Annotated in this window: 29 protein-coding genes and 1 pseudogene; all 30 read left to right on the top strand. The window is 60.9% G+C overall.

Translation table 11 applies throughout. The annotated features are described in order from the left end of the window. Positions 1-394 precede the first annotated feature (394 nt). Complete coding sequence (locus tag AB1451_06055) at positions 395-772, top strand: plastocyanin/azurin family copper-binding protein (protein MEW6682471.1); 378 nt, start codon at positions 395-397, stop codon at positions 770-772. A gap of 244 nt (positions 773-1016) precedes the next feature. Beyond that, complete coding sequence (locus tag AB1451_06060; GenBank protein MEW6682472.1) at positions 1017-1334, top strand: helix-turn-helix transcriptional regulator; 318 nt, start codon at positions 1017-1019, stop codon at positions 1332-1334. A 346-nt stretch (positions 1335-1680) separates the two neighbouring features. Then, positions 1681-2457 carry a zf-HC2 domain-containing protein gene (locus AB1451_06065; protein MEW6682473.1) on the top strand — a complete coding sequence of 259 codons (777 nt, stop codon included), beginning with the start codon at positions 1681-1683 and terminating at the stop codon, positions 2455-2457. An 81-nt stretch (positions 2458-2538) separates the two neighbouring features. Next, positions 2539-2796, top strand: a complete 258-nt coding sequence (locus tag AB1451_06070) for a hypothetical protein (GenBank protein MEW6682474.1) — start codon at positions 2539-2541, stop codon at positions 2794-2796. A 1036-nt stretch (positions 2797-3832) separates the two neighbouring features. After that, positions 3833-3943 carry a YezD family protein gene (locus tag AB1451_06075; GenBank protein MEW6682475.1) on the top strand — a complete coding sequence of 37 codons (111 nt, stop codon included), beginning with the start codon at positions 3833-3835 and terminating at the stop codon, positions 3941-3943. A gap of 122 nt (positions 3944-4065) precedes the next feature. After that, positions 4066-4950, top strand: a complete 885-nt coding sequence (gene nifH / locus AB1451_06080; protein ID MEW6682476.1) for a nitrogenase iron protein — start codon at positions 4066-4068, stop codon at positions 4948-4950. A 57-nt stretch (positions 4951-5007) separates the two neighbouring features. Next, positions 5008-6477 (top strand): nitrogenase molybdenum-iron protein alpha chain, encoded by a 1470-nt coding sequence (nifD, locus tag AB1451_06085; protein MEW6682477.1) that lies wholly within the window; start codon positions 5008-5010, stop codon positions 6475-6477. Next, positions 6474-8012, top strand: coding sequence for a nitrogenase molybdenum-iron protein subunit beta (gene nifK / locus AB1451_06090; GenBank protein ID MEW6682478.1), 1539 nt, complete (start codon positions 6474-6476; stop codon positions 8010-8012). Before nifD ends, nifK begins: the two co-directional genes overlap by 4 nt. A gap of 65 nt (positions 8013-8077) precedes the next feature. Beyond that, a pseudogene (gene nifE / locus AB1451_06095) lies at positions 8078-9451 on the top strand (nitrogenase iron-molybdenum cofactor biosynthesis protein NifE). Between the two features lie 2 nt (positions 9452-9453). Next, positions 9454-10833 (top strand): nitrogenase iron-molybdenum cofactor biosynthesis protein NifN, encoded by a 1380-nt coding sequence (gene nifN, locus AB1451_06100; protein MEW6682479.1) that lies wholly within the window; start codon positions 9454-9456, stop codon positions 10831-10833. A gap of 1 nt (position 10834) precedes the next feature. Further along, complete coding sequence (gene nifX / locus AB1451_06105; GenBank protein ID MEW6682480.1) at positions 10835-11233, top strand: nitrogen fixation protein NifX; 399 nt, start codon at positions 10835-10837, stop codon at positions 11231-11233. 1 nt (position 11234) lies between these two features. Beyond that, positions 11235-11705: a NifX-associated nitrogen fixation protein gene (locus AB1451_06110; GenBank protein MEW6682481.1), complete on the top strand. Its 471-nt coding sequence runs from the start codon at positions 11235-11237 to the stop codon at positions 11703-11705. Positions 11706-11716: 11 nt separating this feature from the next. Further along, positions 11717-12061, top strand: a complete 345-nt coding sequence (gene nifW / locus AB1451_06115; protein ID MEW6682482.1) for a nitrogenase-stabilizing/protective protein NifW — start codon at positions 11717-11719, stop codon at positions 12059-12061. Between the two features lie 20 nt (positions 12062-12081). Next, positions 12082-13593, top strand: a complete 1512-nt coding sequence (gene nifB / locus AB1451_06120; protein MEW6682483.1) for a nitrogenase cofactor biosynthesis protein NifB — start codon at positions 12082-12084, stop codon at positions 13591-13593. Beyond that, on the top strand, positions 13594-13860 hold the full coding sequence (locus AB1451_06125; GenBank protein MEW6682484.1) for a YfhL family 4Fe-4S dicluster ferredoxin: 267 nt from the start codon (positions 13594-13596) through the stop codon (positions 13858-13860). Then, a complete protein-coding gene (locus AB1451_06130) occupies positions 13860-14231 on the top strand; it encodes an iron-sulfur cluster assembly accessory protein (protein ID MEW6682485.1) in 372 nt (123 codons plus the stop codon). The genes AB1451_06125 and AB1451_06130 overlap by 1 nt, the downstream gene beginning before the upstream one ends. Next, positions 14231-14731 carry a hypothetical protein gene (locus AB1451_06135; GenBank protein MEW6682486.1) on the top strand — a complete coding sequence of 167 codons (501 nt, stop codon included), beginning with the start codon at positions 14231-14233 and terminating at the stop codon, positions 14729-14731. Before AB1451_06130 ends, AB1451_06135 begins: the two co-directional genes overlap by 1 nt. 12 nt (positions 14732-14743) lie before the next feature. Next, positions 14744-15064, top strand: a complete 321-nt coding sequence (locus tag AB1451_06140) for a nitrogen fixation protein NifZ (GenBank protein ID MEW6682487.1) — start codon at positions 14744-14746, stop codon at positions 15062-15064. Beyond that, the gene (locus AB1451_06145; GenBank protein MEW6682488.1) at positions 15054-15386 is read left to right on the top strand and encodes a Rieske (2Fe-2S) protein; all 333 of its coding nucleotides are present in this window, start codon (positions 15054-15056) and stop codon (positions 15384-15386) included. Before AB1451_06140 ends, AB1451_06145 begins: the two co-directional genes overlap by 11 nt. Then, positions 15386-16537 carry an aminotransferase class V-fold PLP-dependent enzyme gene (locus tag AB1451_06150; protein ID MEW6682489.1) on the top strand — a complete coding sequence of 384 codons (1152 nt, stop codon included), beginning with the start codon at positions 15386-15388 and terminating at the stop codon, positions 16535-16537. The genes AB1451_06145 and AB1451_06150 overlap by 1 nt, the downstream gene beginning before the upstream one ends. A gap of 5 nt (positions 16538-16542) precedes the next feature. Beyond that, positions 16543-16746 carry a putative nitrogen fixation protein NifT gene (nifT, locus tag AB1451_06155; protein MEW6682490.1) on the top strand — a complete coding sequence of 68 codons (204 nt, stop codon included), beginning with the start codon at positions 16543-16545 and terminating at the stop codon, positions 16744-16746. Next, the gene (locus tag AB1451_06160; GenBank protein ID MEW6682491.1) at positions 16743-17882 is read left to right on the top strand and encodes a DegT/DnrJ/EryC1/StrS family aminotransferase; all 1140 of its coding nucleotides are present in this window, start codon (positions 16743-16745) and stop codon (positions 17880-17882) included. Before nifT ends, AB1451_06160 begins: the two co-directional genes overlap by 4 nt. 12 nt (positions 17883-17894) lie before the next feature. Next, positions 17895-18122, top strand: a complete 228-nt coding sequence (locus AB1451_06165; protein MEW6682492.1) for a hypothetical protein — start codon at positions 17895-17897, stop codon at positions 18120-18122. Further along, the gene (locus AB1451_06170; protein MEW6682493.1) at positions 18119-18994 is read left to right on the top strand and encodes an SIR2 family protein; all 876 of its coding nucleotides are present in this window, start codon (positions 18119-18121) and stop codon (positions 18992-18994) included. The genes AB1451_06165 and AB1451_06170 overlap by 4 nt, the downstream gene beginning before the upstream one ends. Positions 18995-19008: 14 nt before the next feature. Next, a complete protein-coding gene (locus tag AB1451_06175) occupies positions 19009-19419 on the top strand; it encodes a response regulator (protein MEW6682494.1) in 411 nt (136 codons plus the stop codon). A 13-nt stretch (positions 19420-19432) separates the two neighbouring features. After that, positions 19433-19747, top strand: a complete 315-nt coding sequence (gene fdxB / locus AB1451_06180) for a ferredoxin III, nif-specific (protein ID MEW6682495.1) — start codon at positions 19433-19435, stop codon at positions 19745-19747. Between the two features lie 10 nt (positions 19748-19757). Further along, positions 19758-20075 carry a P-II family nitrogen regulator gene (locus tag AB1451_06185; protein MEW6682496.1) on the top strand — a complete coding sequence of 106 codons (318 nt, stop codon included), beginning with the start codon at positions 19758-19760 and terminating at the stop codon, positions 20073-20075. A 2-nt stretch (positions 20076-20077) separates the two neighbouring features. Continuing rightward, positions 20078-20497: a P-II family nitrogen regulator gene (locus AB1451_06190; protein MEW6682497.1), complete on the top strand. Its 420-nt coding sequence runs from the start codon at positions 20078-20080 to the stop codon at positions 20495-20497. After that, positions 20494-20712 (top strand): CCE_0567 family metalloprotein, encoded by a 219-nt coding sequence (locus AB1451_06195; protein ID MEW6682498.1) that lies wholly within the window; start codon positions 20494-20496, stop codon positions 20710-20712. Before AB1451_06190 ends, AB1451_06195 begins: the two co-directional genes overlap by 4 nt. After that, positions 20705-20959, top strand: a complete 255-nt coding sequence (locus AB1451_06200) for a NifU family protein (protein MEW6682499.1) — start codon at positions 20705-20707, stop codon at positions 20957-20959. The genes AB1451_06195 and AB1451_06200 overlap by 8 nt, the downstream gene beginning before the upstream one ends. The last annotated feature ends 29 nt before the right edge of the window (positions 20960-20988 follow it).

Here is a 20988-nt window from a genome sequence, read left to right on the forward strand (position 1 = left end):
CCTCGGCCACAGCCGCGCGCGGAGTGTATCTCATCGGACTCCTCGGTTATCCGTACAGATAGCACTTGCATCAGAGTGAGCCGCTTCTCTTCAGCGTTCTAAGGCACGCCTCCGAACCGTAGCCCCTCATAAGTCTCGACTCTGCAAGCATTTCGGGCCGACCACGCACGGTCACCTTCAGCGCGCGTCTCCTTGGCACGCATGCTGCTACTTCATTTCATCGTCGTAAGTTGAACGAGTTGAGCAGGGGAGGTGAGGGGCATGAACCGTGTGGACATTCAAATGGCGTTGGCCCAGTTGCTGTTCGCTGGGATGGGTGCGGCGTTTCTGGTTGGGGTTTTGATAGTTGGTTGAACGCTCTCGACGGACGTTCGTCGAGAAAGGAGTGAAGAACATGAACGCACAAACTTCTATGAGCGCGATGTTGGTGGCTGGGCTGCTCTTGGTGTTCGGGGCCGTGGCGAGTCCTGGGGCCGAAGCTGCGGATACGGTGGTGATGCACGCGGGATGGGGAGAGTTTGCGCCGCAGGTGACGACGATCGAGGTGGGTGAGCGCGTCACGTGGGTGAATGACAGTCGCATGGACGACATCTTTGTCACCGCGGCCCGGCCGGCGGCGGGGCACGCGATCGGGTGGCAGGCGGTCCTTGAGATGAACGCGGTGGTCCATCCTGGTAGCACCTACACGCATCGGTTTAAGGAGCCCGGAGCCTACTATTACTACTGTGCTGGCCACAGGGATATGTGGGGGATCGTCATCGTGGAAGAGTAGGTCCCTCTCGCGCGAGGCGATGCCCTGAGACGGGTGAAATCAGAGGATCAGGCTACTTACCGGGAAGGAGCGTACGATGCAGTCCACTAATGGAGCGGCGACACGCGATGCTGTGCACCGGGCTGAAGGGACTCCGAGTCGCGGCACCCTATCGGCTGTTTCGCTCAGCCCCAAGATCCGGCGCGTTGTGTTGCATCTTGCGCAATGTTTCTTGCAGCCCATCTCGCTTCGTCAGGCCTCGGCGGTGGTCGATATTCATCCCGATTACTTGAGCCGCCGATTTAAACGCGAGACCGGGATCGGGCTCCACGATTACCTCTTGACGTTGCGCCTCCAGCGCGCAACCGCTCTGCTTGTGAAGACAACGAAAAGCATCAAAGAAATCAGCGCCGAAGCCGGCTTCCGGGATCCGCAGGTGTTTTCCAAAGCATTCAAGCGGCGGATGGGCTGCCCGCCCACCGTCTACCGGGATCGCAATTTTCTGTTTTCCGGAATCCCGGCAGCCCAGCTTGCCGACAGCTTTCAGGCAAATAGATCCGGTAGCGCGCCCTCTCTCAATTGAACTGAACGGCTTCGTTTTCGTTCCGGCCCAAGGTGCGGTCGTTTGCAGGTCGCACCTTGGCCGCGGTGACCTCGACGCCAGCACGCAACCTGTATCTGATCGGATTCGCCCTGTTATCCATCGAGATACCGTTTTGGGGGTCCCAAGGTCTTTTGTTTCGATGCACTTTGACGCCGCACTCGAGGTAGTCCATCGATAAGTGCTTGTCGTGTCGGTCATTTTGATCTGACCGACCCCAACGATCTCTAGCGGAAGCCGTTCCGGCACGTTTGCTGCAGCTGTTTTGGCAACAAGAAGGGACCAAGACCTCCAATCCTCGCGGGCCAGTGACGAAGGAAACTGTCTGATGTACGGCTGTCCGGACGTGATGAAATTGATGCACGCTTTCCTTGACGGCGAACTCGACGCCACGGAAACAGGCCGGGTCCAGGCTCATTTGCAGGAGTGCATGTATTGTCGCGACGCGTTCGCCTCAGAGCGCTCGTTTCTCAAACTGCTCAAGTCCCACACGCCTGAGATTTCCGCGCCGACTCGGCCCCAAACAGACTCGAGGCTCGCCGCTCTTTCGCGGCGGTCCAAGGTGCGGTCGCTCCAGATCCGGACGTTCGGATGCTGTGCGTTCACCCTTGACGGCCGCCCGATTCCCGACGATGCGTGGCATGGGCCACACACCAAACGCCTGCTGTTGATCCTGGTTTCGTTTGGGCGAGGCAGTCTGGTGCCGCGTGACGAGCTGATTGACTTGTTGCGTGCCTCGGGAGAACCGGATCCGGAGCCGGTGGATTTCTATCGCGTCCTCCACCAGCTCCAAGCCGTGCTCGGTCGCCCCTGCGACAGTGGATCCGTCTTCATCCGTCTCCAGCGCGGCAGGTTCCTCTTGGACCCGGAGTACTGTGCCGTGGACTGCTGGCGGTTCGAAGAGACGGTCTCTTCCGCGAAACGGTACGCCGCTTACGGACAGGGAGAGGAAACTCGCCGCTTTCTGACTGAAGCGCGGGCGCTGTACCGGGGGCCCTTTTTACCGGCGATACGCGAACGATGGGCGGAGCTCAAGCGGTATGGATTGGAACGCCAAATCGTGTGGATCGAATCCCGAGCAGACCGGGCACCTGACCGAGAGTGACATCATGGCTGTGAATTCGGATCTGTCGAATCAGCCTGCGGGCTAGGGCTCAGACTGCACTGGTTCCGAAAGCAGGTCGCCATGAGCGAACAAGCCACCGCGATGTCGATCTCCGTGGCGTTTCGTGGAATCGGCAGGGGCACTTTCTCGCTCGGCGTCCTGATGCACGGAGGGCGGCTCGTCGTAGGCCGGGAGCCGTTCGTGCGCAAGGTCATACCACTCGACGTGGCGGTCGGCCTGGGGTACGCGATGGGCCGACTGTGGTTCGACGGCGCTAGCGCGATTCATCCCTTGGGCCCGAGACGTCAAGGTAGTGCTGCTTGCCCTGCCGCGCCGTAATAATGAACCGCTGGCCGTGTCCGCCCACCCCCACGGTCCAGCAGCGGGTCGCGCCACCCATGGGGGAGTGGCGCGACCCGTATCTCCCTCGGGGACTACTTCTTTCGCTGGGAGGAGAAACCCGCAGCGTACTGCGGTCGTACGTGAGGATTTCCAACGACGGAGAACGCAGCAGACGGCCTTTCTCGGCAGCCGGCTGGGCTTTGAGCACATCCTCGACCGTGCAGACGTGATCCTTAGAGAAAGTGAAGGCGACGGTGCCCTCTGAGGGGCCCTGCTGGTAATTAACAAGTATCTTTCGAACGTCACAGTGAATGAGTTTTTTTTGCGCCTTTGCCTCTCTCGCGGTACGGGAAAATGACCATGAGCCGTGACCTGCTGACAATACTCAGCAAGTCATCAGGCTTCTAAGTCTTTGAAATGGTGGAGGGTACCGGGATCGAACCGGTGACCTGCTGATTGCGAAGAATGTTGAGAGGCAACCTGAGCCGAACGATGACGAAGTAACCCACAGTAAACTCGATGAAAATGAGTAATGCCATGTTCGGCTGATAGGGCCTGATGTTGGATGGTTTGGTAGCAAGGCGGTAGCAATCTATCCCGGAAAGATTGTCCGGCCTCCGCATGATCGCTTACGAATTTCCTATTGGTCTTCCTGAGCTCGTCGGCTCACGCGCACGAAATAAAAATCTCCTCCAAGGAGGCGGACGAATCGGCCGCCTCCTACTCCTATAATGAGGCGTTGGCTGCCCCAAACACTGGAAGAATCCACTGAGGCACAGCACAGAGGTGCCTCAATTTTCTCCTCCACCTTTTTGTTGGCTGTCGCACACTTGTGTTCGACAATTCCTTCCGGTGATGGCTTGGGAGGCGGTTTCCAAGCTGCTTTCATTCGGCACGCTGTTTGCTTCGGTTGGTGATCAGACAAGGAGTTGCGATGTGTGTCGGGAGGGATTGCGGAGAATGCCAGGTCAAGAAGCAGTTGGATCGGGATGGGTTTGTCGGGACCTGTAGCGTCATTGTGGTCTGCCGGATCATGGAGAGTATCGGGGAAGTCAAATACGGTTCGGTGGAGATCAAGATACAGGATTCAAAAGTCGTTCAAATCGATGTCTTGGAGAAGAGGCGCCTAACGGAAAACGGGTAGAGCGGTTGTCGTAACCATAGGGCAGTTCGAATCGGCTGACCAGTGAACTGGAGGCCGGAAGGTGCAGGGTTCCCTTCCGGCCTCTTTTTTTATTCAGAACCCCTCAACGAAAGGAGCAGGTGATGCGTCAGATCGCGTTCTACGGAAAAGGCGGAATCGGGAAGTCCACCACCTCGCAGAACACCCTGGCGGCTTTGGCCGAGATGGGGCAGAAGATCCTGATCGTGGGGTGCGACCCCAAAGCCGATTCCACCCGCCTGATCCTGCACGCCAAGGCGCAGGATACGGTGTTGGGCATGGCTGCCGCGGCGGGAAGCGTGGAGGATCTGGAGATTGAAGATGTGATGAAGGTCGGCTACCGGGATATCCGCTGCGTGGAATCGGGCGGCCCCGAGCCGGGGGTCGGCTGCGCGGGCCGAGGGGTGATCACCTCGATCAACTTCCTGGAGGAGAACGGAGCCTATGAGGGAGTGGACTACGTCTCGTACGACGTTCTGGGGGACGTGGTTTGCGGCGGCTTCGCCATGCCGATCCGGGAGAACAAGGCTCAGGAGATCTATATCGTCATGTCGGGCGAGATGATGGCGATGTACGCGGCCAACAACATCTCCAAGGGGATTCTCAAGTACGCCAACTCAGGCGGCGTCCGTCTCGGCGCGCTGGTCTGCAACGAGCGGCAAACCGACAAGGAACTGGAGTTGGCCGAAGCCCTGGCCAAGAGACTGGGGACGACGCTCATTCACTTCGTCCCCCGGGACAATGTGGTGCAGCACGCGGAGCTGCGGCGGATGACGGTCATCGAATACGCCCCCGAAAGCAAGCAGGCCGATGAGTATCGATCGCTGGCCAAGAAGATTCACGCGAATGCCGGCAAGGGGATCATTCCCACGCCGATCACGATGGACGAACTGGAAGAGATGCTGATGGAGCACGGGATCATGAAGAAGGTGGACGAGTCGATCGTGGGGAAGACCGCGTCCGAGGAGCAGCTCTGCGCCACGGCATAGGGCACGCGTTCCGCCGTCAGACGCGGCGATCGGAAGTTCAAAAGGAGAGGTTCGCCCATGAGTATGTCCATCGAAGAAGGCAAGCAACTGATCAAGGATGTTCTGGAGGTCTATCCCGAGAAGACCCGAAAGAAGCGGGAGAAGCATCTCGGAGTCTTCGACGAGAGCCAGGCCCAGAAGGGCGAGTGCAGCGTCAAGTCGAACGTCAAATCCCTCCCCGGGGTCATGACCATCCGCGGCTGCGCCTACGCCGGCTCGAAAGGGGTGGTGTGGGGGCCGATCAAAGACATGATCCACATCAGCCACGGCCCGGTGGGGTGCGGCCAGTACTCGTGGGCCTCACGGCGCAACTACTACATCGGGACCACCGGCGTGGATACCTTTGTGACGATGCAATTCACCTCCGATTTTCAGGAGCGCGACATTGTGTTCGGCGGGGACAAGAAGCTGGAGAAGATCATCGACGAGATCGAGCAGCTCTTCCCGCTGAATAAGGGGATCACCATCCAGTCGGAGTGCCCCATCGGCCTGATCGGCGACGACATCGAAGCCGTGTCCAAGAAGAAGTCCAAGGAGCACGACGGCAAGACGATCGTCCCGGTCCGGTGCGAAGGGTTCCGTGGGGTGAGCCAGTCGCTGGGGCACCACATCGCCAACGACTCGATCCGGGACTGGGTCTTCCCCCAGGCCGACAAGAAGGCGTTCGAGGGCACGCCGTACGACGTCGCCATCATCGGCGACTACAACATCGGCGGCGACGCCTGGTCTTCCCGGATCCTCCTGGAGGAGATGGGGCTCCGCGTGGTCGCCCAGTGGTCCGGGGACGGCACCATCAACGAGCTGATGAACACCACGAAAGTGAAGCTCAACATCCTCCACTGCTACCGGTCGATGAATTACATCTCGCGCCACATGGAGGAGAAGTACGGCATCCCCTGGGTGGAGTACAACTTCTTCGGTCCCACCAAGATCGAAGAGTCGCTCCGGAAGATCGCCGCCCACTTCGATGACAAGATCAAAGAGGGGGCGGAGAAGGTGATCGCCAAGTACCGCCGCCTGGTCGACGGGGTGATCGAGAAGTACCGGCCGCGCCTTGAAGGGAAGACGGTGATGCTCTTTGTCGGCGGGCTTCGGCCGCGCCACGTGATCGGGGCGTATGAGGACCTGGGGATGAACGTGGTCGGGACCGGGTACGAGTTCGGCCACAACGACGATTACCAGCGGACCTCCCATTACGTGAAGGAAGGCACCGTGATCTACGACGACGTGACCGGCTACGAGTTCGAAAAGTTCGTGGAGAAGATCCAGCCCGATCTGGTCGGTTCCGGCATCAAAGAAAAATACGTCTTCCAGAAAATGGGGGTCCCCTTCCGGCAGATGCACTCCTGGGATTATTCGGGGCCCTACCACGGCTACGACGGGTTCGGCATCTTTGCCCGGGACATGGATATGGCGATCAACAACCCGGTCTGGAAGCTGACCAAGGCGCCGTGGACGGACGCTCAGCGGGAAGGAGTTCGCGCATGAGCCAAAATGCCGACAACATCCTCGACCATGCGAACCTGTTCCGGGAACCGGAATATCTCCAAATGTTCGAGAACAAGAAGCAGCAATTCGAGGACCCCTGCGGCTCGGACGAGCTTGAAAAAATCCGGGAATGGACCAAGACCCCGGAGTACCGGGAGTTGAACTTCAAACGGGAGTCCCTCACGGTCAATCCAGCCAAGGCTTGCCAGCCGTTGGGGGCGGTCTTCTGCACCGTGGGATTTGAGGGGACGCTCCCCTTCGTTCATGGCTCCCAAGGGTGCGTGGCCTATTACCGGAGCCACTTCAGCCGCCACTTCAAGGAGCCCAGCTCGTGCGTCTCCTCCTCCATGACGGAGGACGCGGCGGTCTTCGGCGGGTTGAACAACATGATCGACGGCCTGGCCAACGCCTACGCCATGTATAAACCCAAGATGATCCACGTCTCCACCACCTGCATGGCCGAGGTAATCGGAGACGACCTGAGTTCCTTCATCAAGAGCGCCAAGGCCAAGGGGTCGGTGCCGGAGGAATACGATGTCCCGTTCGCCCACACCCCCGCGTTCGTGGGTTCTCACATCACGGGATACGACAACACGCTCAAGAGCATCCTCCAGCATTTCTGGGAGGGGAAGGAGCGGACTCCTGGCGAAGCGATCAACCTGGTCATGGGCTTCGACGGCTACACCGTGGGGAACATCCGGGAGCTGAAGCGACTGCTGAACCTGATGGGGGTGAAGCACACGATCCTGGCCGACAACAGCGACGTGTGGGACACGCCGGCGGATGGAACGTTCCGGATGTACGACGGGGGCACCACCCTCGAGGAAACGAAGCAGGCCTTGCACGCGAAGGCCACGCTGTCGATGCAGGAGTTCTGCACGGAGAAGGCCATGGAGTACGCGGCCTCCGTGGGTCAGGAAGCCGTGGCACTCAACCTTCCAATGGGCCTCCAGGGGACGGATCGGTTGTTGATGGAGATCGCCCGGATCACGGGTAACCCGGTTCCCTTGGAACTGGAGAAGGAGCGGGGCCGCCTGACGGATGCCATCGCCGACTCGTCGGCCCATATCCATGGCAAGAAGTTTGCGCTCTACGGCGACCCGGATCTCTGTTTGGGGCTCACCGCGTTCCTGTTGGAATTAGGAGCTGAGCCGGTCCACGTCCTGTCCACCAACGGGGGGAAGGCGTGGGAGGAGAAGGTTCAGTCGTTGTTCGACGCGTCGCCTTTCGGCAAGGGGTGTCATGTCTACGCCGGAAAGGACCTCTGGCACATGCGGAGCCTGCTCTTCACCGAGCCGGTCGACTTTCTCATCGGAAACACCTACGGCAAATATTTGGAGCGGGACACCGGGACGCCGCTGATCCGGATCGGGTTCCCGGTCTTCGATCGGCATCACCACCACCGGTACCCGGTCATCGGCTATCAGGGGGCGTTGAACGTCCTGGTCTGGATCCTGGACAAGATCTTCGATGAGTTGGACCGCAATACCAACGTCCCGGCGAAGAGCGACTACAGCTTCGACATCATTCGGTAACCCCCCTCCACTCCCTCCCCCTCAAGGGGGGTAAGGGTGGTGGTGATGAGTATCAAGGAGAGGCCATGCTGGCCCCAAAAGTCGCCGAGGTGTTCAACGAGCCCGGCTGCGAGAAGAACAAGACCAAGTCCGAGAAGGACCGCAAGAAAGGCTGCACCAAGCTGGCGCAGCCCGGCGCCGCGGCAGGCGGCTGCGCCTTTGACGGGGCCAAGATCGCGCTGCAGCCGATCACGGACGCGGCCCACCTGGTCCACGGTCCCATCGCGTGCGAGGGGAATTCCTGGGACAACCGGAGCGCCAAGTCCTCCGGCCCGCTCCTCTACCGCACCGGCTTCACCACCGACATCAATGAGAACGACGTGGTCATGGGCGGCGAGAAGCGGGTTTTCCGGGCGATCAAGGAGATCCTCGAGAAGTACGATCCGCCCGCGGTGTTCGTCTATCAGACCTGTGTCCCGGCCCTGATCGGGGACGACATCGAGGCGGTCTGCAAGGCGGCGAGTCAGAAGTTCGGCCGGCCGATCATCCCGGTGAACTCCCCCGGTTTTGTGGGGGGCAAGAATCTGGGAAACAAGCTGGCGTCGGAAGCGCTGCTCGATCACGTCATCGGAACCATTGAGCCCGACGTGACCACTCCGTACGACATCAACATCATCGGCGAGTACAACCTCTCGGGCGAGCTCTGGCAGGTCAAGCCGCTGCTGGACCGGCTCGGGATTCGGATCCTCTCCTGCATCTCGGGTGATGCCCGTTATCGGGAGATCGCCTGGTCCCACCGCGCCAAGGCCGCGATGATGGTCTGCAGCAAGGCCATGATCAACATTGCCAGGAAGATGGAGGAGCGGTACGGCATCCCTTTCTTCGAGGGATCGTTCTACGGGATCTCGGACATGAGCGATTCGCTGCGGAACATCGCCAGGCTTCTGGTGGAGCGGGGGGCGCCGGCGGACCTCCTGGACCGGACCGAAGAGTTGATCCTGGAGCAGGAAGCCCTTGCGTGGGCCAGGCTGGCGCCCTACAAAGAGCGGCTGAAGGACAAACGGGTTCTGCTTATCACCGGCGGGGTGAAGTCGTGGTCCGTGGTGGCGGCGCTTCAGGAGATCGGGATGGAAGTGGTGGGCACCAGCGTGAAGAAGAGCACGAAAGAAGACAAGGAGCGGATCAAGGAGCTCATGGGCCAGGATGCCCACATGATCGAGAATATGGCCCCCCGGGAGATGTACGCCATGCTGAAAGAATCCCGAGCCGATATCTTGATGGCCGGCGGCCGCTCCCAGTTCGTCGCTCTGAAGGCCAAGGTCCCATTCCTCGATATCAACCAGGAGCGTCATCACGCCTACGCGGGCTACGAGGGCATGGTTGAGCTCGTCGAGGAAATCGATAAGGCCATTCACAGCCCGATCTGGGAGCAGGTGCGAAGACCCGCGCCGTGGGAGTCTCGATGTCCGTCGTAACGAAGTCCCATAAATCCTGCTCGGTCAATCCGCTGAAGATGAGCCAGCCGATCGGCGCGGCATTGGCCTTCCTGGGCCTGGATCGTTGCCTGCCGATCCTCCACGGGTCTCAGGGGTGCACCTCCTTCGGCCTCGTGCTCTTTGTTCGCCACTTCCGTGAATCGATCCCCATGCAGACCACGGCCATGAACGAGGTGACCACCATCCTCGGCGGCGCCGAAAACATCGAGGAAGCCCTGCTGACGCTGTACAAGAAGGCCGATCCGGCCGTTGTCGGTCTCTGCACCACCGGCCTCACCGAGACCAAGGGAGAAGACATCGTAGGGGCGGTGAAGGCATTCCAGAGCAAACACCCCGAGCTGGCCGATCGGACCATCGTGCCGGTCTCGACCCCCGACTTCGTGGGCGCGTTCCAGGACGGATGGGCGAAGGCCGTGACCCGGATCGTGGAGGAGCTGGTTGAGGGAGAGTCCGAGGAGCTGTCGGGACGGGTGAACGTTTTGGCCGGGCCGTACCTCACGCCTGCGGATATCGACGAAATCCGCGAACTCATCAAAGCCTTTGATCTCGCGCCGACCATCTTGCCGGATCTTTCGGGATCGCTGGACGGGTATGTCCCGGATGATTTCAGCCCGACGACCATGGGCGGAACCGGCCTGAACGAGATTCGCGCGATGGGGAATGCCGAGATCACACTGGCCTTGGGGGAGAGCCTGCGTCCGGCCGCGGAGGCGTTGCAGAACAAGTGCGGCGTGCCCTTTGTGGTGTTCGACCGCGTGACCGGACTGGAGGCGACCGACCGGTTGATCGATCTGCTCCATCGCCTGAGCGGCGAGGAGGTCCCGGCCAAATATCGACGTCAGCGGAGCCGGCTGGTGGATGCCATGCTGGACGGGCATTTCTCGTTCGGGAGGAAGAAGATTGCCATCGGGGCGGAGCCGGATCTGCTCTATGCTCTCTCCTCATTGTTTGCCGACATGGGCGCCGAGATTGGCGCGGCCGTGACCACCACGGAGTCGCCGATTCTGGAGAAGATCCCGGCCAGCGAAGTCCTCATCGGAGACCTGGAGGACCTGGAAGAGCGGGCAAAAGGATGTGATTTGTTGGTGACGCATTCCCACGGCCGCCAGGCCGCGGAGCGATTGAAGATCCCTCTGCTTCGCGTTGGGATTCCGATCTTCGATCGCCTGGGCGCCGCCCATCGGCTGAGCGCGGGGTATCAGGGGACGATGAGACTGATCTTCGAGGTGGGGAATATGTGGTTGGCCGATCTCAACGAAAACCATCCCGATACCTGGGCACTCCCACGGCGACCCGAACTACTGGACGTCGCGGCGCCTGCCCTGATCGGTGGAGGAGGGCGCTGACATGAAGGTGGCGTTCGCCACGCAGGATCTGGCCACGGTCAACGCGCACTTCGGCTGGGCTAAGCACATCATGGTCTACGACGTCTCGCCGGACGGGTATCGCCACGTGGAAACCCACAACTTTACCGGCGACCTTCAGGAAGACGGCAACGAAGACAAGCTGGCCCCCAAGATCGCGGCCATCAAAGACTGCGCCATTCTCTATGTGGCCGCGATCGGCGGATCGGGCGCAGCCCGGGTCGTGGCCCAGAAGATTCATCCGGTGAAGGTCAACGAACCTGAGCCGATCACCGAGATCCTGCAGAAGCTCCAAGCGGTCTTGGGTGGGACGCCGCCGCCCTGGCTTCGCAAAGCCATGCAGAAGGGACAGGAACGAGTGTTGGATTTCGAGGAGGCGTGAGATGAGCCAGGAGCAGACGGCTGTTGCCGATCCGATGACGTCGCTGTTCGTGAAGGAACTGGTCAAGCAGTTTCGCGCCCAGGACACCCACGGCGCCTGGGACGGCAAGTCCGACCGGGAACTGCTGGCGCCGTTGATCGTCGACAAGGAAAAGCGAAAGACCCTGCCGATCATCGGCGATCCGGACCCCGAGGTCCTCTGGCGGGTGGAGCTGTTCTACAACGCCGTCGGTCTGGCGATCGAGCGCCGCACCGGGATCATGGTCTCCCCCATCATGAAGATGCACCACGAGGGATTCGGACGGATGGCGCTGACGGCAGGCCGGCTCATCGTGGTGAACAAGCAACTGCGCGACGTGCACCGCTTCGGGTTCGCCAGCCTGGAGAAACTGGCCGAGGAAGGGGGAAAGGCGGTGGCTGCAGGCGCGGAGATGATCGAGAAGTTTCCCGATGTGGCGCGGTACGGATCGTAGGAGAATCCGAGATGGAATACGACCTGACCAAGGAGTTCAACAAGCTCGTGGATGCCGAGGACTATTTGAGATTTTTTGCCATCACCTACGATCCCCGAGTCGTTCACGTGAATCGGCTGCACATTTTGAAGAAATTTGCGCTCTTCAAAAACGAGATCGATCGGGCCAACGAGAATCAGCTCCTTGAAGAGCGTCTCTTTTCCTATCGAGAAGCCATGCGCAAGGCCTATGAGACGTTCCTGACCTCCACGGCCCCCGCGGAGCGGCTCTTCAAGGTCTTTCAACAACCCCCGCCTGGGTTGGTGCAAATCACGATGTCACCGGCGCTTGAGCCGTCGGCCGTCAACGAACCGTGAGGTGAGCTATGGACCTGCCAGTGTTGAACGTCAGTAACAGCGCGGACCCCGCGGGCTGCAAGGCCAAAGCAAGTTGCGGCGACAGCCGCGGACCCGGAGACATGGACCCGGAGACCTGGGAGAAGGTCAAAAACCATCCTTGCTACAGCGAGGAAGCCCACCACCACTACGCCCGGATGCACGTGGCGGTGGCTCCCGCCTGCAACATCCAGTGCCACTACTGCAACCGCAAATACGATTGCGCCAACGAGAGCCGGCCCGGCGTGGTCAGCGAGAAATTGACGCCGGAGGATGCCGCCAAAAAAGTGCTCGCCGTGGCCAGCACCATCCCTCAAATGACGGTCCTGGGGATTGCCGGACCCGGAGATCCCCTGGCCAACCCCGACAAGACCTTCCGCACCTTCGACCTGATCGCCGAGAAGGCGCCGGATATCAAGCTCTGCCTGTCCACCAACGGCTTGGCCCTCCCCGACCACGTGGACCGGATCAAGGCCCTGAAGGTCGATCACGTCACCCTTACCATCAACATGGTCGATCCCGAAGTGGGGGAACGCATCTACCCGTGGGTCTTCTACAAGCATAAACGGTGGACGGGGCGCGACGCTGCCAAGATCTTGAGCGAACGCCAGTTGGAGGGGCTCGATCTGCTGACGTCCAACGGCATTCTGTGCAAGGTCAACTCGGTGATGATCCCGGGTGTCAACGACGACCACCTGGCCGAGGTCAACCAGAAGGTCAAGTCGTTGGGGGCGTTCCTCCACAACATCATGCCGCTGATCTCCGCCCCGGAACACGGGACCCATTATGGCCTCACCGGCCAGAGGGGACCGACCGCCCAGGAGCTCAAGGCGTTACAAGATCGCTGCGAGGGGCAGATGAACATGATGCGCCACTGCCGCCAGTGCCGCGCCGACGCGGTGGGACTCCTGGGAGAGGACCGGAGCAAGGAGTTCACCCTGGAGAAGATCCGGGAGATGGACGTGGAGTACGACCTGGACAAACGGCAGGCCTATCAGACCCAGGTGGAGGCCAAGCGCCTCGAGACGAGGAAGGCCAAGGAGGAGGGGCTGAAGGCCCTGGAGGACGTCACGACGGATCTGAAGATCTTGATCGCCGTCGCGACCAAAGGGCAGGGGATCATCAACGAGCACTTCGGACACGCCCATGAATTTCAGGTGTACGAGCTCAGCGGGGGGGGGAGCAAATTCGTCGGCCACCGGCGCGTGGACATGTATTGCCAGGGGGGATTCGGGGAGGAAGACGCCCTCGACACGGTGATCCGGGCGATCAGCGACTGCGTGGCGGTCTTCGCCTCCAAAATCGGCAATTGTCCCAAGGACACGCTCAAGGCCGCCGGGATCGAGCCGGTCGACCGGTATGCCCACGAGTTCATCGAGAAATCGGCCTTGGCGTACTTCAAGGAGTATGCGGAGAAGGTTCGGCGCGGCGAGGTCGTTCATATCCCCCGAGGGGACGCTGAGATCCGGACCGGAGCCCTCGTGTCGGCCGGCGCGACCGGGGAGGATGCGTAAGTGGCGCTCAAGATCATCACGGACAATTGCACGTCCTGCGACGCCTGTTTGCCGGAGTGCCCCAACGAGGCGATTGTTCAGCGCAAGGGGCTCTACTTCATTGAGTGGGAGAAATGCACGGAGTGCGTCGGCTTCTATGACGATCCTCAGTGCACGGCGGTCTGTCCGATCGACGAGACGTGTATCTTGGACCCCGATCACCAAGAGAGTCGGGAAGAACTGTTGGCCAAGAAGAAGCGGCTGCACGCCGCAGAAGGGGTGGGGTGATGCAGATCACGATTACGGAGCGGGCGGGAACGTTCATCCGCCGGATGATCGCCTTTGGGGGCGGCGAGCCTGGCTCGGGATTTCGGCTGGCGGTGAAACCGGGAGGCTGCGCCGGCCTGAGCTACGACTTCAACATCGAGGCAACACCCCAACCGGGAGACGAGGTGGTGGAGGGGCCGGGTTTCAAGGTCCATGTCCCGGTTGAAAGCCGCCCGTACCTGGAAGGAACCACGGTCGATTTTGTCGAGACGCTGATGCAGTCGGGGCTGACCTTCACGAATCCCAACGCCGGCGCGCAATGCGGCTGCGGCAGTTCATTTTCTCCAACGGGCGAAGCCCCGTCGGTTGGTAAGGAGTGCGGAAAACCGTGATGGTGCAGGAGGAGGAATGGATCGAACGCGTGTATTACGGCGGGGATCTCCCCCGTGAAGCCGAACGGTGTCTTCATCTGGCCGCCCTTTCTTACCGGCAGGAAGAGCTGGCCGAGCGATATCTGTACGAGGCTCTCGGGCTCGCCCCGGACCACATCGCGGTCTACATCGGGATGTACAAGTTCTATTTTTACAAGGGGCGACTTGAAGAGGCGTTGGGATGCGCCCTCCGGTGTCTGGAGAAGGCGACCGTGGAGGGCGGTCTCTCTCCGGATTGGCGGCAGGTGAAACCCTCCGATGCGGCTTTTGACGGCTTCAATACCGCCCCGAGATTTTATCTCTTCACGCTGAAGGCCTATGGCTATATCCAGATGCGGCTGGGGAACTTTGAAGCGGGGAGGGCGGCCATCACGAAGGTGATGGAACTGGATCCGGGGGACAAGATGGGTGGGTCCATCCTGCTGGGCATCCTGGATCGGGTGGGGCAAGAGGATCAATGAGGATCAAGAGACATGGGTGACATCAGCCGAGACAGCGACGTGATTGAAATCGCAACCCCCCCGCGGTTCGATTACGGCCAGAAGGTCCGCTCCAAGCGGATGATCCGCAACGACGGAACCTTTCCCGGCAGAGATGTGGGAGAGGTCCTGGTGAAGAAAGGAGACGAGGGATACGTGGCGAGCATCGGCACGTTCCTCCAGCAGTTCTATATCTATGGGATCTACTTCTACGAGAAGGGATATACGGTCGGCTGTCGGGGCAAAGAGTTGGAACCGACGGATGGGGAGGGCGAAAGACCGAAGGTGCCCGGAGAGGGAGACCATGTCGTCTGATCCATTCGTCGTTGCCGTCAAGCTGGGAGACCTTCCCCCGGAGTCCGGTAAGGTGGTGAAGGTCAACAAGCGCAGTCTCCTCCTAGTCAACAAAGGAGGGAGCGTCGCGGCCTTCTTGAACCGCTGTCCCCACCAGGAGAGCCCCTTCGGCGGGACAGCGTACAAACTCTCGGGATGCGTGGCGGGGACCGTGGTCTGTCCGATGCATGAGTGGGTCTTCGACGTTCCCTCCGGCGAAGCGATCGGCCGGCCCGGAGTCTGCCTGAAGCCTTATCCGGTTCAGATCGCTGGCGACGACGTGCTGGTGGCGGTCGAGTCATGATGAATCCGATCTATCTTGATAACAATGCTACGACCCGGATCGCGCCGGAGGTCCTGGAGGCGATGTTTCCCTACTTGGCGAATGTGTATGGGAATCCGTCGAGTCAACACCTCTTCGGCGAGCCGGTCAAGCGGCGGATCGGGGAAGCTCGATCCGCCGTGGCTGCCCTTCTGGGAGCGAGCCCCACGGAGCTCGTCTTCACCAGTGGGGCAACCGAAAGCAACCATACGGCCATCATGGGTGCCCTTGCCATGAGGCCGGGGCGCCGGGAGATCGTGACCATGTCGGTCGAGCATCCTTCGGTTCTCCGCCTCTTCCGCCGCTTGGGTGAAACGGGATATCGGGTGACGTTCCTTCCCGTCCACTCAGACGGTGCCCCGGATATGGACGTGCTGCAAGAGACGGTCACGGAAGAGACGGCCCTGGTCTCCATGATGTGGGCGAATAACGAGACCGGAGTGGTGTTCCCGGTTACGGAAGCGGTGGGTGTGGCAAAGAACAAAGGAGCCCTGTTTCACACCGATGCGGTCCAGGCCATCGGGAAGATTCCCGTCAATCTGTCAGAAAATCCTGCCGACCTCCTCTCCGTCTCGGGCCACAAGCTTCACGCGCCCAAGGGAATCGGGGTTCTCTTCGTCCGGAAGGGACTCACGCTCCCTCCGCTTTTGTTCGGTCATCAGGAGCGGGGAAGGCGAGGGGGGACCGAAAACGTTCCGGGGATCGTGGGGCTGGGAAAGGCCTGTGAGCTGGCTGCGTTGGGTATGGCGGATGATATGGAACGGGTTCGCGGTTTGAGGGATCGGTTGGAACAGGGGATTCTCCGCGCTGTTCCGACGGCCAGGGTCAACGGGGGCCGCCACGGCCGCGTCCCCAACACCGCCAACCTCTGCTTCGGGACCATGGATGCGGAAGCCATCCTGAGCCGGCTGAACCGGCTGGGGATCGCGGTGTCCGCCGGCTCGGCCTGTTCTTCCGGCGGCACCGAGCCGTCGCACGTGTTGACGGCGATGGGGCTGTCTCGCGAAGAGGCTCTCGCCTCGATCCGATTTTCGTTGAGCCGCTATACGACGATCGAGGAGATCTCCAAAGTCTTGGAGGTGCTGCCGGGGATCATGGAGGAACTGACCGCGATGGATCTGGTCCGGGGCTAACTCAGATGAAAGTGATGATCCGAAAAAATGCAGAGGGCATCCTCTCAGCCTACATGGCGAAAAAGGACCTGGAGGAGCCGATCGTGGCGATGGAGAAGGAGACCCTCTGGGGAGGGGCGGTCACCCTGGCCAACGGGTGGAAGCTGGCGTTGCCGGAGATGGCCCAGGACACCCGGCTGCCGATCACCGTGGAAGCGCGCCGACTATGATCTCCCTGTCAGAACCAGACCTCTCGCCCCTGGAATCGGAGGTAGCGGCGGAGGTGCTCCGATCCATCCGGTTCGGTTCCGGAGCGATGGCGGAGGCTTTCGAGGATGTGTTTTCGGATTATGCCGGTAGGGAGTATGCGGCGTCGGTCAGCAGCGGGACCCTGGCCTTGCTCCTCTGTTTGAAGGGCTACGGAATCGGACCGGGGGACGAGGTCGTGGTCTCGCCATTCTCCTGGCATCAGATCGTCCACGCGGTTTCTTTCGTGGGAGCTGAGGCGGTGTTTGCCGACATCGACTATTGGACGTGCACCCTTGACCCTGCCAAGGCGGAACAGAAGATCACGGCGAAGACCAAAGCCATTCTGGTGGGCAATACCAACGGCCACCCCGCCGACTGGGACGCCTTCCGGGATCTGGCCAGGCGGTATGACCTGCGGCTGATCGAGGATTCCACCGAGGCGATCGGCTCGTTGTACAAAGGGACGCCGGTTGGCCGGTTCGGGGACTGCGCGATCTTCTCCCTCTGCGCGCCGGGTCCGCTGGCCACGGGTGGTTGCGCCGTGGTGGTGACGGACGATGGCGATCTGGACCGGGCCGTCCGGTATGGACGGAGTCGGCGGTTGGAGGACCGGTTCTCCATCGTCGTGACCGGCACGCTCTCCCTGGATGCCGGGGTCAACGATCTCTCGGCGGCGTTGGGGCTGGCGCAACTGAGCCGGCCCGACGAGATCCTGGCGCAACGGAAAGCGGTGGAAGCCTGGTATGCCCGGGAGATGAAATCCTTTGAGGGGATCAAGGACCCCTTTGTCGCTCCGTACGCCACCGAAGTCCACTGGTTTCTCTACATGGTCCACCTGGGAACCCGGTTCAGCCGGAGCAGTCGGGACGCGATCATCGAAGACCTCCTGACCGAAGAGGTCGAGGGGACGGCGTATTGCCAACTGGCGCATCTGCAACGGTTTTATGTGGAACGCGGAAGTCGTAAGGGAGCGTGCGCCATCGCGGAGAAAAATGGGGATCGGGCCATCGTCCTCCCCTTCCATGGACATCTGACGGAGGATCAGGTGGTGTTTATCGTGAAAACCTTGAAGGATGCCTCGCTCAACGTGGGGGCCGGGTCGGCCATCTATTTGTAAGAAGAGGGAGCGATGGACTCAAACCAGATCATGATCCACGTCCGGTTCGCCCCGGACGGCACCGTGAAGGAGATCGGCGAGCGGCCCCCCGGGATCACCGCACAGGAGTGGTTCAACCACCTGAGCCGGAACACGCAGAACTGCTACCAGATCTTTTCCGGAGGGCGGGGGATCTTCCGTTTGACCCGAGAACAGGTGGAGGCATGCAAAGGGCTCTCCGCGGTGAAGGAGCCGGCATGACGACGGGAAGAGACCGGGACATGTTTGAAGAGATTGCCGCCGGTCTTGTGGAGGGAACGATCATTCCCTACCTCGGGCCGGGGGTCTTCCAGACGCAGGCCGGCGTTCCCGTCGGTCCCTCGGAGCTGGCGGACTGGCTCTGTCACAAGATCGCGGTTCCCGGCCGAATCCGAGGGAATCTGACGGCCGTGGCCCAGTACATCGAGAACTTCAAGCACCGGAAGACCCTCACCCATCTGATGAACGAGGCCTTCACTCCGGAGACCGTCCCCGCTCCGGCTCACCGGCTTCTGTCGGCTCTGCCGCGCCTGCGGTTGGTGGTGGACACCTGGTATGACGGGACCACGGCCCTGGCGCTGATGGGTTCCGGTGAACAAGGTCGAACCGTGTGTCAGATCACCGGTGTCAGCCGCTCGGAGCATCCGAACGATTGGGTCCGATATGCCGGCGGTGGCGCCTCCATAGAGGCGGCGGACACCGTGCTCTACAAACCCCACGGGTCGGTGTATCCAGAACCGAATTTTCTCGTTTCCGATGCGGACTACGTCGAAGTGCTGACGGAGATCGATATCCAGACGCCGATTCCACCGGTGGTCCAGCGGCTTCGAACCGGGAGCCACTTCCTGTTTCTGGGATGCCGGTTCAACCAGCAGCTTGACCGAATTTTTGCCCGGCAGATCATGAAGCGCTCCTCCGACCGGCACTGGGCCGTCCTGGATGGGGAGCTGTCCAAGAAGGAGGCCCAGTTCCTGGCCGTCCAGGGCATCCTTCCCATCAGGAAAGAGCTGCAGGAGTTTATCGGCGAGTTGGCCGGACGGTGGCCTGTGGTTAGCCACACCGGAGGGGAGACCGTGTCATGCAAATCGGTGTAGAGGCTGCTCGTGCGGTGGAAAACAAAAGAGTCTTTGTGGTCGAGCCGGATGAGGTCACCCGCGCCGCCCTCCAGTTCATGCTCCACGATGAGAACGAGACGCATGAACTGCGCGACGTGCCGACGGTGTACCTGAAAGGCCGCGAGCACCGACCTGATCTGATTCTTCTGGGATTGTCCATCATCCGCGATCAGGGGGTGCAGGTCCTGGGCGCGCTTAAAGGCGCCTTCCCCGGTGTGAAGATCGTCCTGGTGGTGGATGCCGATGCGATGCCGACGGTCAAAGAGGCGCTCGGAGCCGGTGCGGATGACACCTTGCTCAAACCCTTGCGGGTGGAAGCGGTGAGGGAAACGGTGGATCGCCATCTTGGACGGAACGGGATACCTCACGGCGTGGAATCGAATCCTTTTCGGATTCTTCAATGAAGGGATCAGTCAGATGAGCGCGACGGAAATGGTCACCGGCGTGACGCAGGGCGGAACCGTCTGGATTCCACGGTTTGTCCAGAACATCGACGCCTCAAAGTGCATTGGCTGTGGCCGGTGCTTCAAGGTCTGCGGCCGGGATGTGATGCGGTTGACGCCCGTGGACGAGGACGGGACGTTGATCGTAGTGACGGATGAAGACGAGGAGTTCGAGAAACAGGTGATGACCCTGGCTCATCCCGAGAGCTGCGTCGGATGCGAAGCCTGTTCCCGGGTCTGCCCGAAACAGTGTTACACCCACGGCCCTCTGCCGGCCGTAACAACCTGAGGGGAGCCACATGAAGATGGTCCGCGCAATTGTCCGCCCGGAGAAGGAGCAGGAGGTGGTTCTGGCTTTGGAGGGAGCGGGTTTTCCCGCCGTCACCAAGTCCCACGTCTTCGGGCGGGGTAAGCAGAAAGGGCTCCAGGTGGGGAGCGTTCACTACGATGAGCTTCCCAAGCTGGTCCTCATGATGGTGGTGGAGGATCAGAATGCCGACGAGGTGGTCCAGTTGATTCTCAAGACGGCGAGAACCGGGAACATCGGCGATGGAAAGGTGTTCGTGAGCCCCGTCGAGCGGTCATATACCATCAGGACCGGAAAGCCGGAACTGTAACCATGAAGGAGATCATCGCGATCATTCGACGAGACAAGTTCCCCATGACCAAGCGTGTCCTGGACGAGATCGGCTGTTCCGCCATGACCGTCTACAGCGTGGAGGGGCGAGGCAAACAAAAAGGCCGGTTCTCTGAAATCGATCCTGAGCTGCCGGAACACTACGAAGGCGTCTCGCGGATCATGACCAAACCGACACCGTCGGTGTACGCCCTGGAGCATCAGATCACCAAGCCGGTCCTCTATGTTCCCAAACGAATGCTCAGGATGGTTGTTCCGAATGACAAGGTGGACCCGGTCGTCGAGGCTCTGATCCAGGTAAACCGCACCGGGGCCCACGGGGACGGCAAGGTCTTCGTGACACCGGTGGAGGAGGCCTGGCAGATCAGAACGTCACAAGTCGGCGAGGAGATGTTGCAATGAACGACACGATGACGATCGAGGAGTTGAAGGTACGGGTCAAGCGACTGAACTCGGAGGCGGGGCAATTGAAAATGGACCTGCACGACCTGGCCGAGGACCTTCCCAAGGGGTGGGAGACGATCATGGAGGTCGCGCAAAAGACCCATCAAAAGTACGTCGACCTGATGTCGGCACGGCAACAATTGACGGAAATGGAGAAGCAGGCGAATGGATGAGGCGGTTGGACGGGTCATCGAGGTGCTTGAGGAAATTCGCCCCGAGTTGATCGCGGAGGGTGGAGACGTCAAGGTGGCCGGCTGCGCCGACGGGGTGGTCTACGTGAGCCTCGCCGGCCCGTTCACCGCCTGGTGTCGAACCCGCCGGATGGTGCTCTGGAACATCGAGCAGATGGTGAGGGAACGACTCCCCTGGATCGAGCGGGTCGAGGCGGTCTGCCCGCCGCCGGAAGATCAGGCGTGGTAAGCGCATGGGGTGTGAGGGGAGCATCCGGG

The sequence above is a fragment of the Nitrospirota bacterium genome, from assembly GCA_040757335.1.
Taxonomy (GTDB): Bacteria; Nitrospirota; Nitrospiria; order 2-01-FULL-66-17; family 2-01-FULL-66-17; genus JBFLXB01.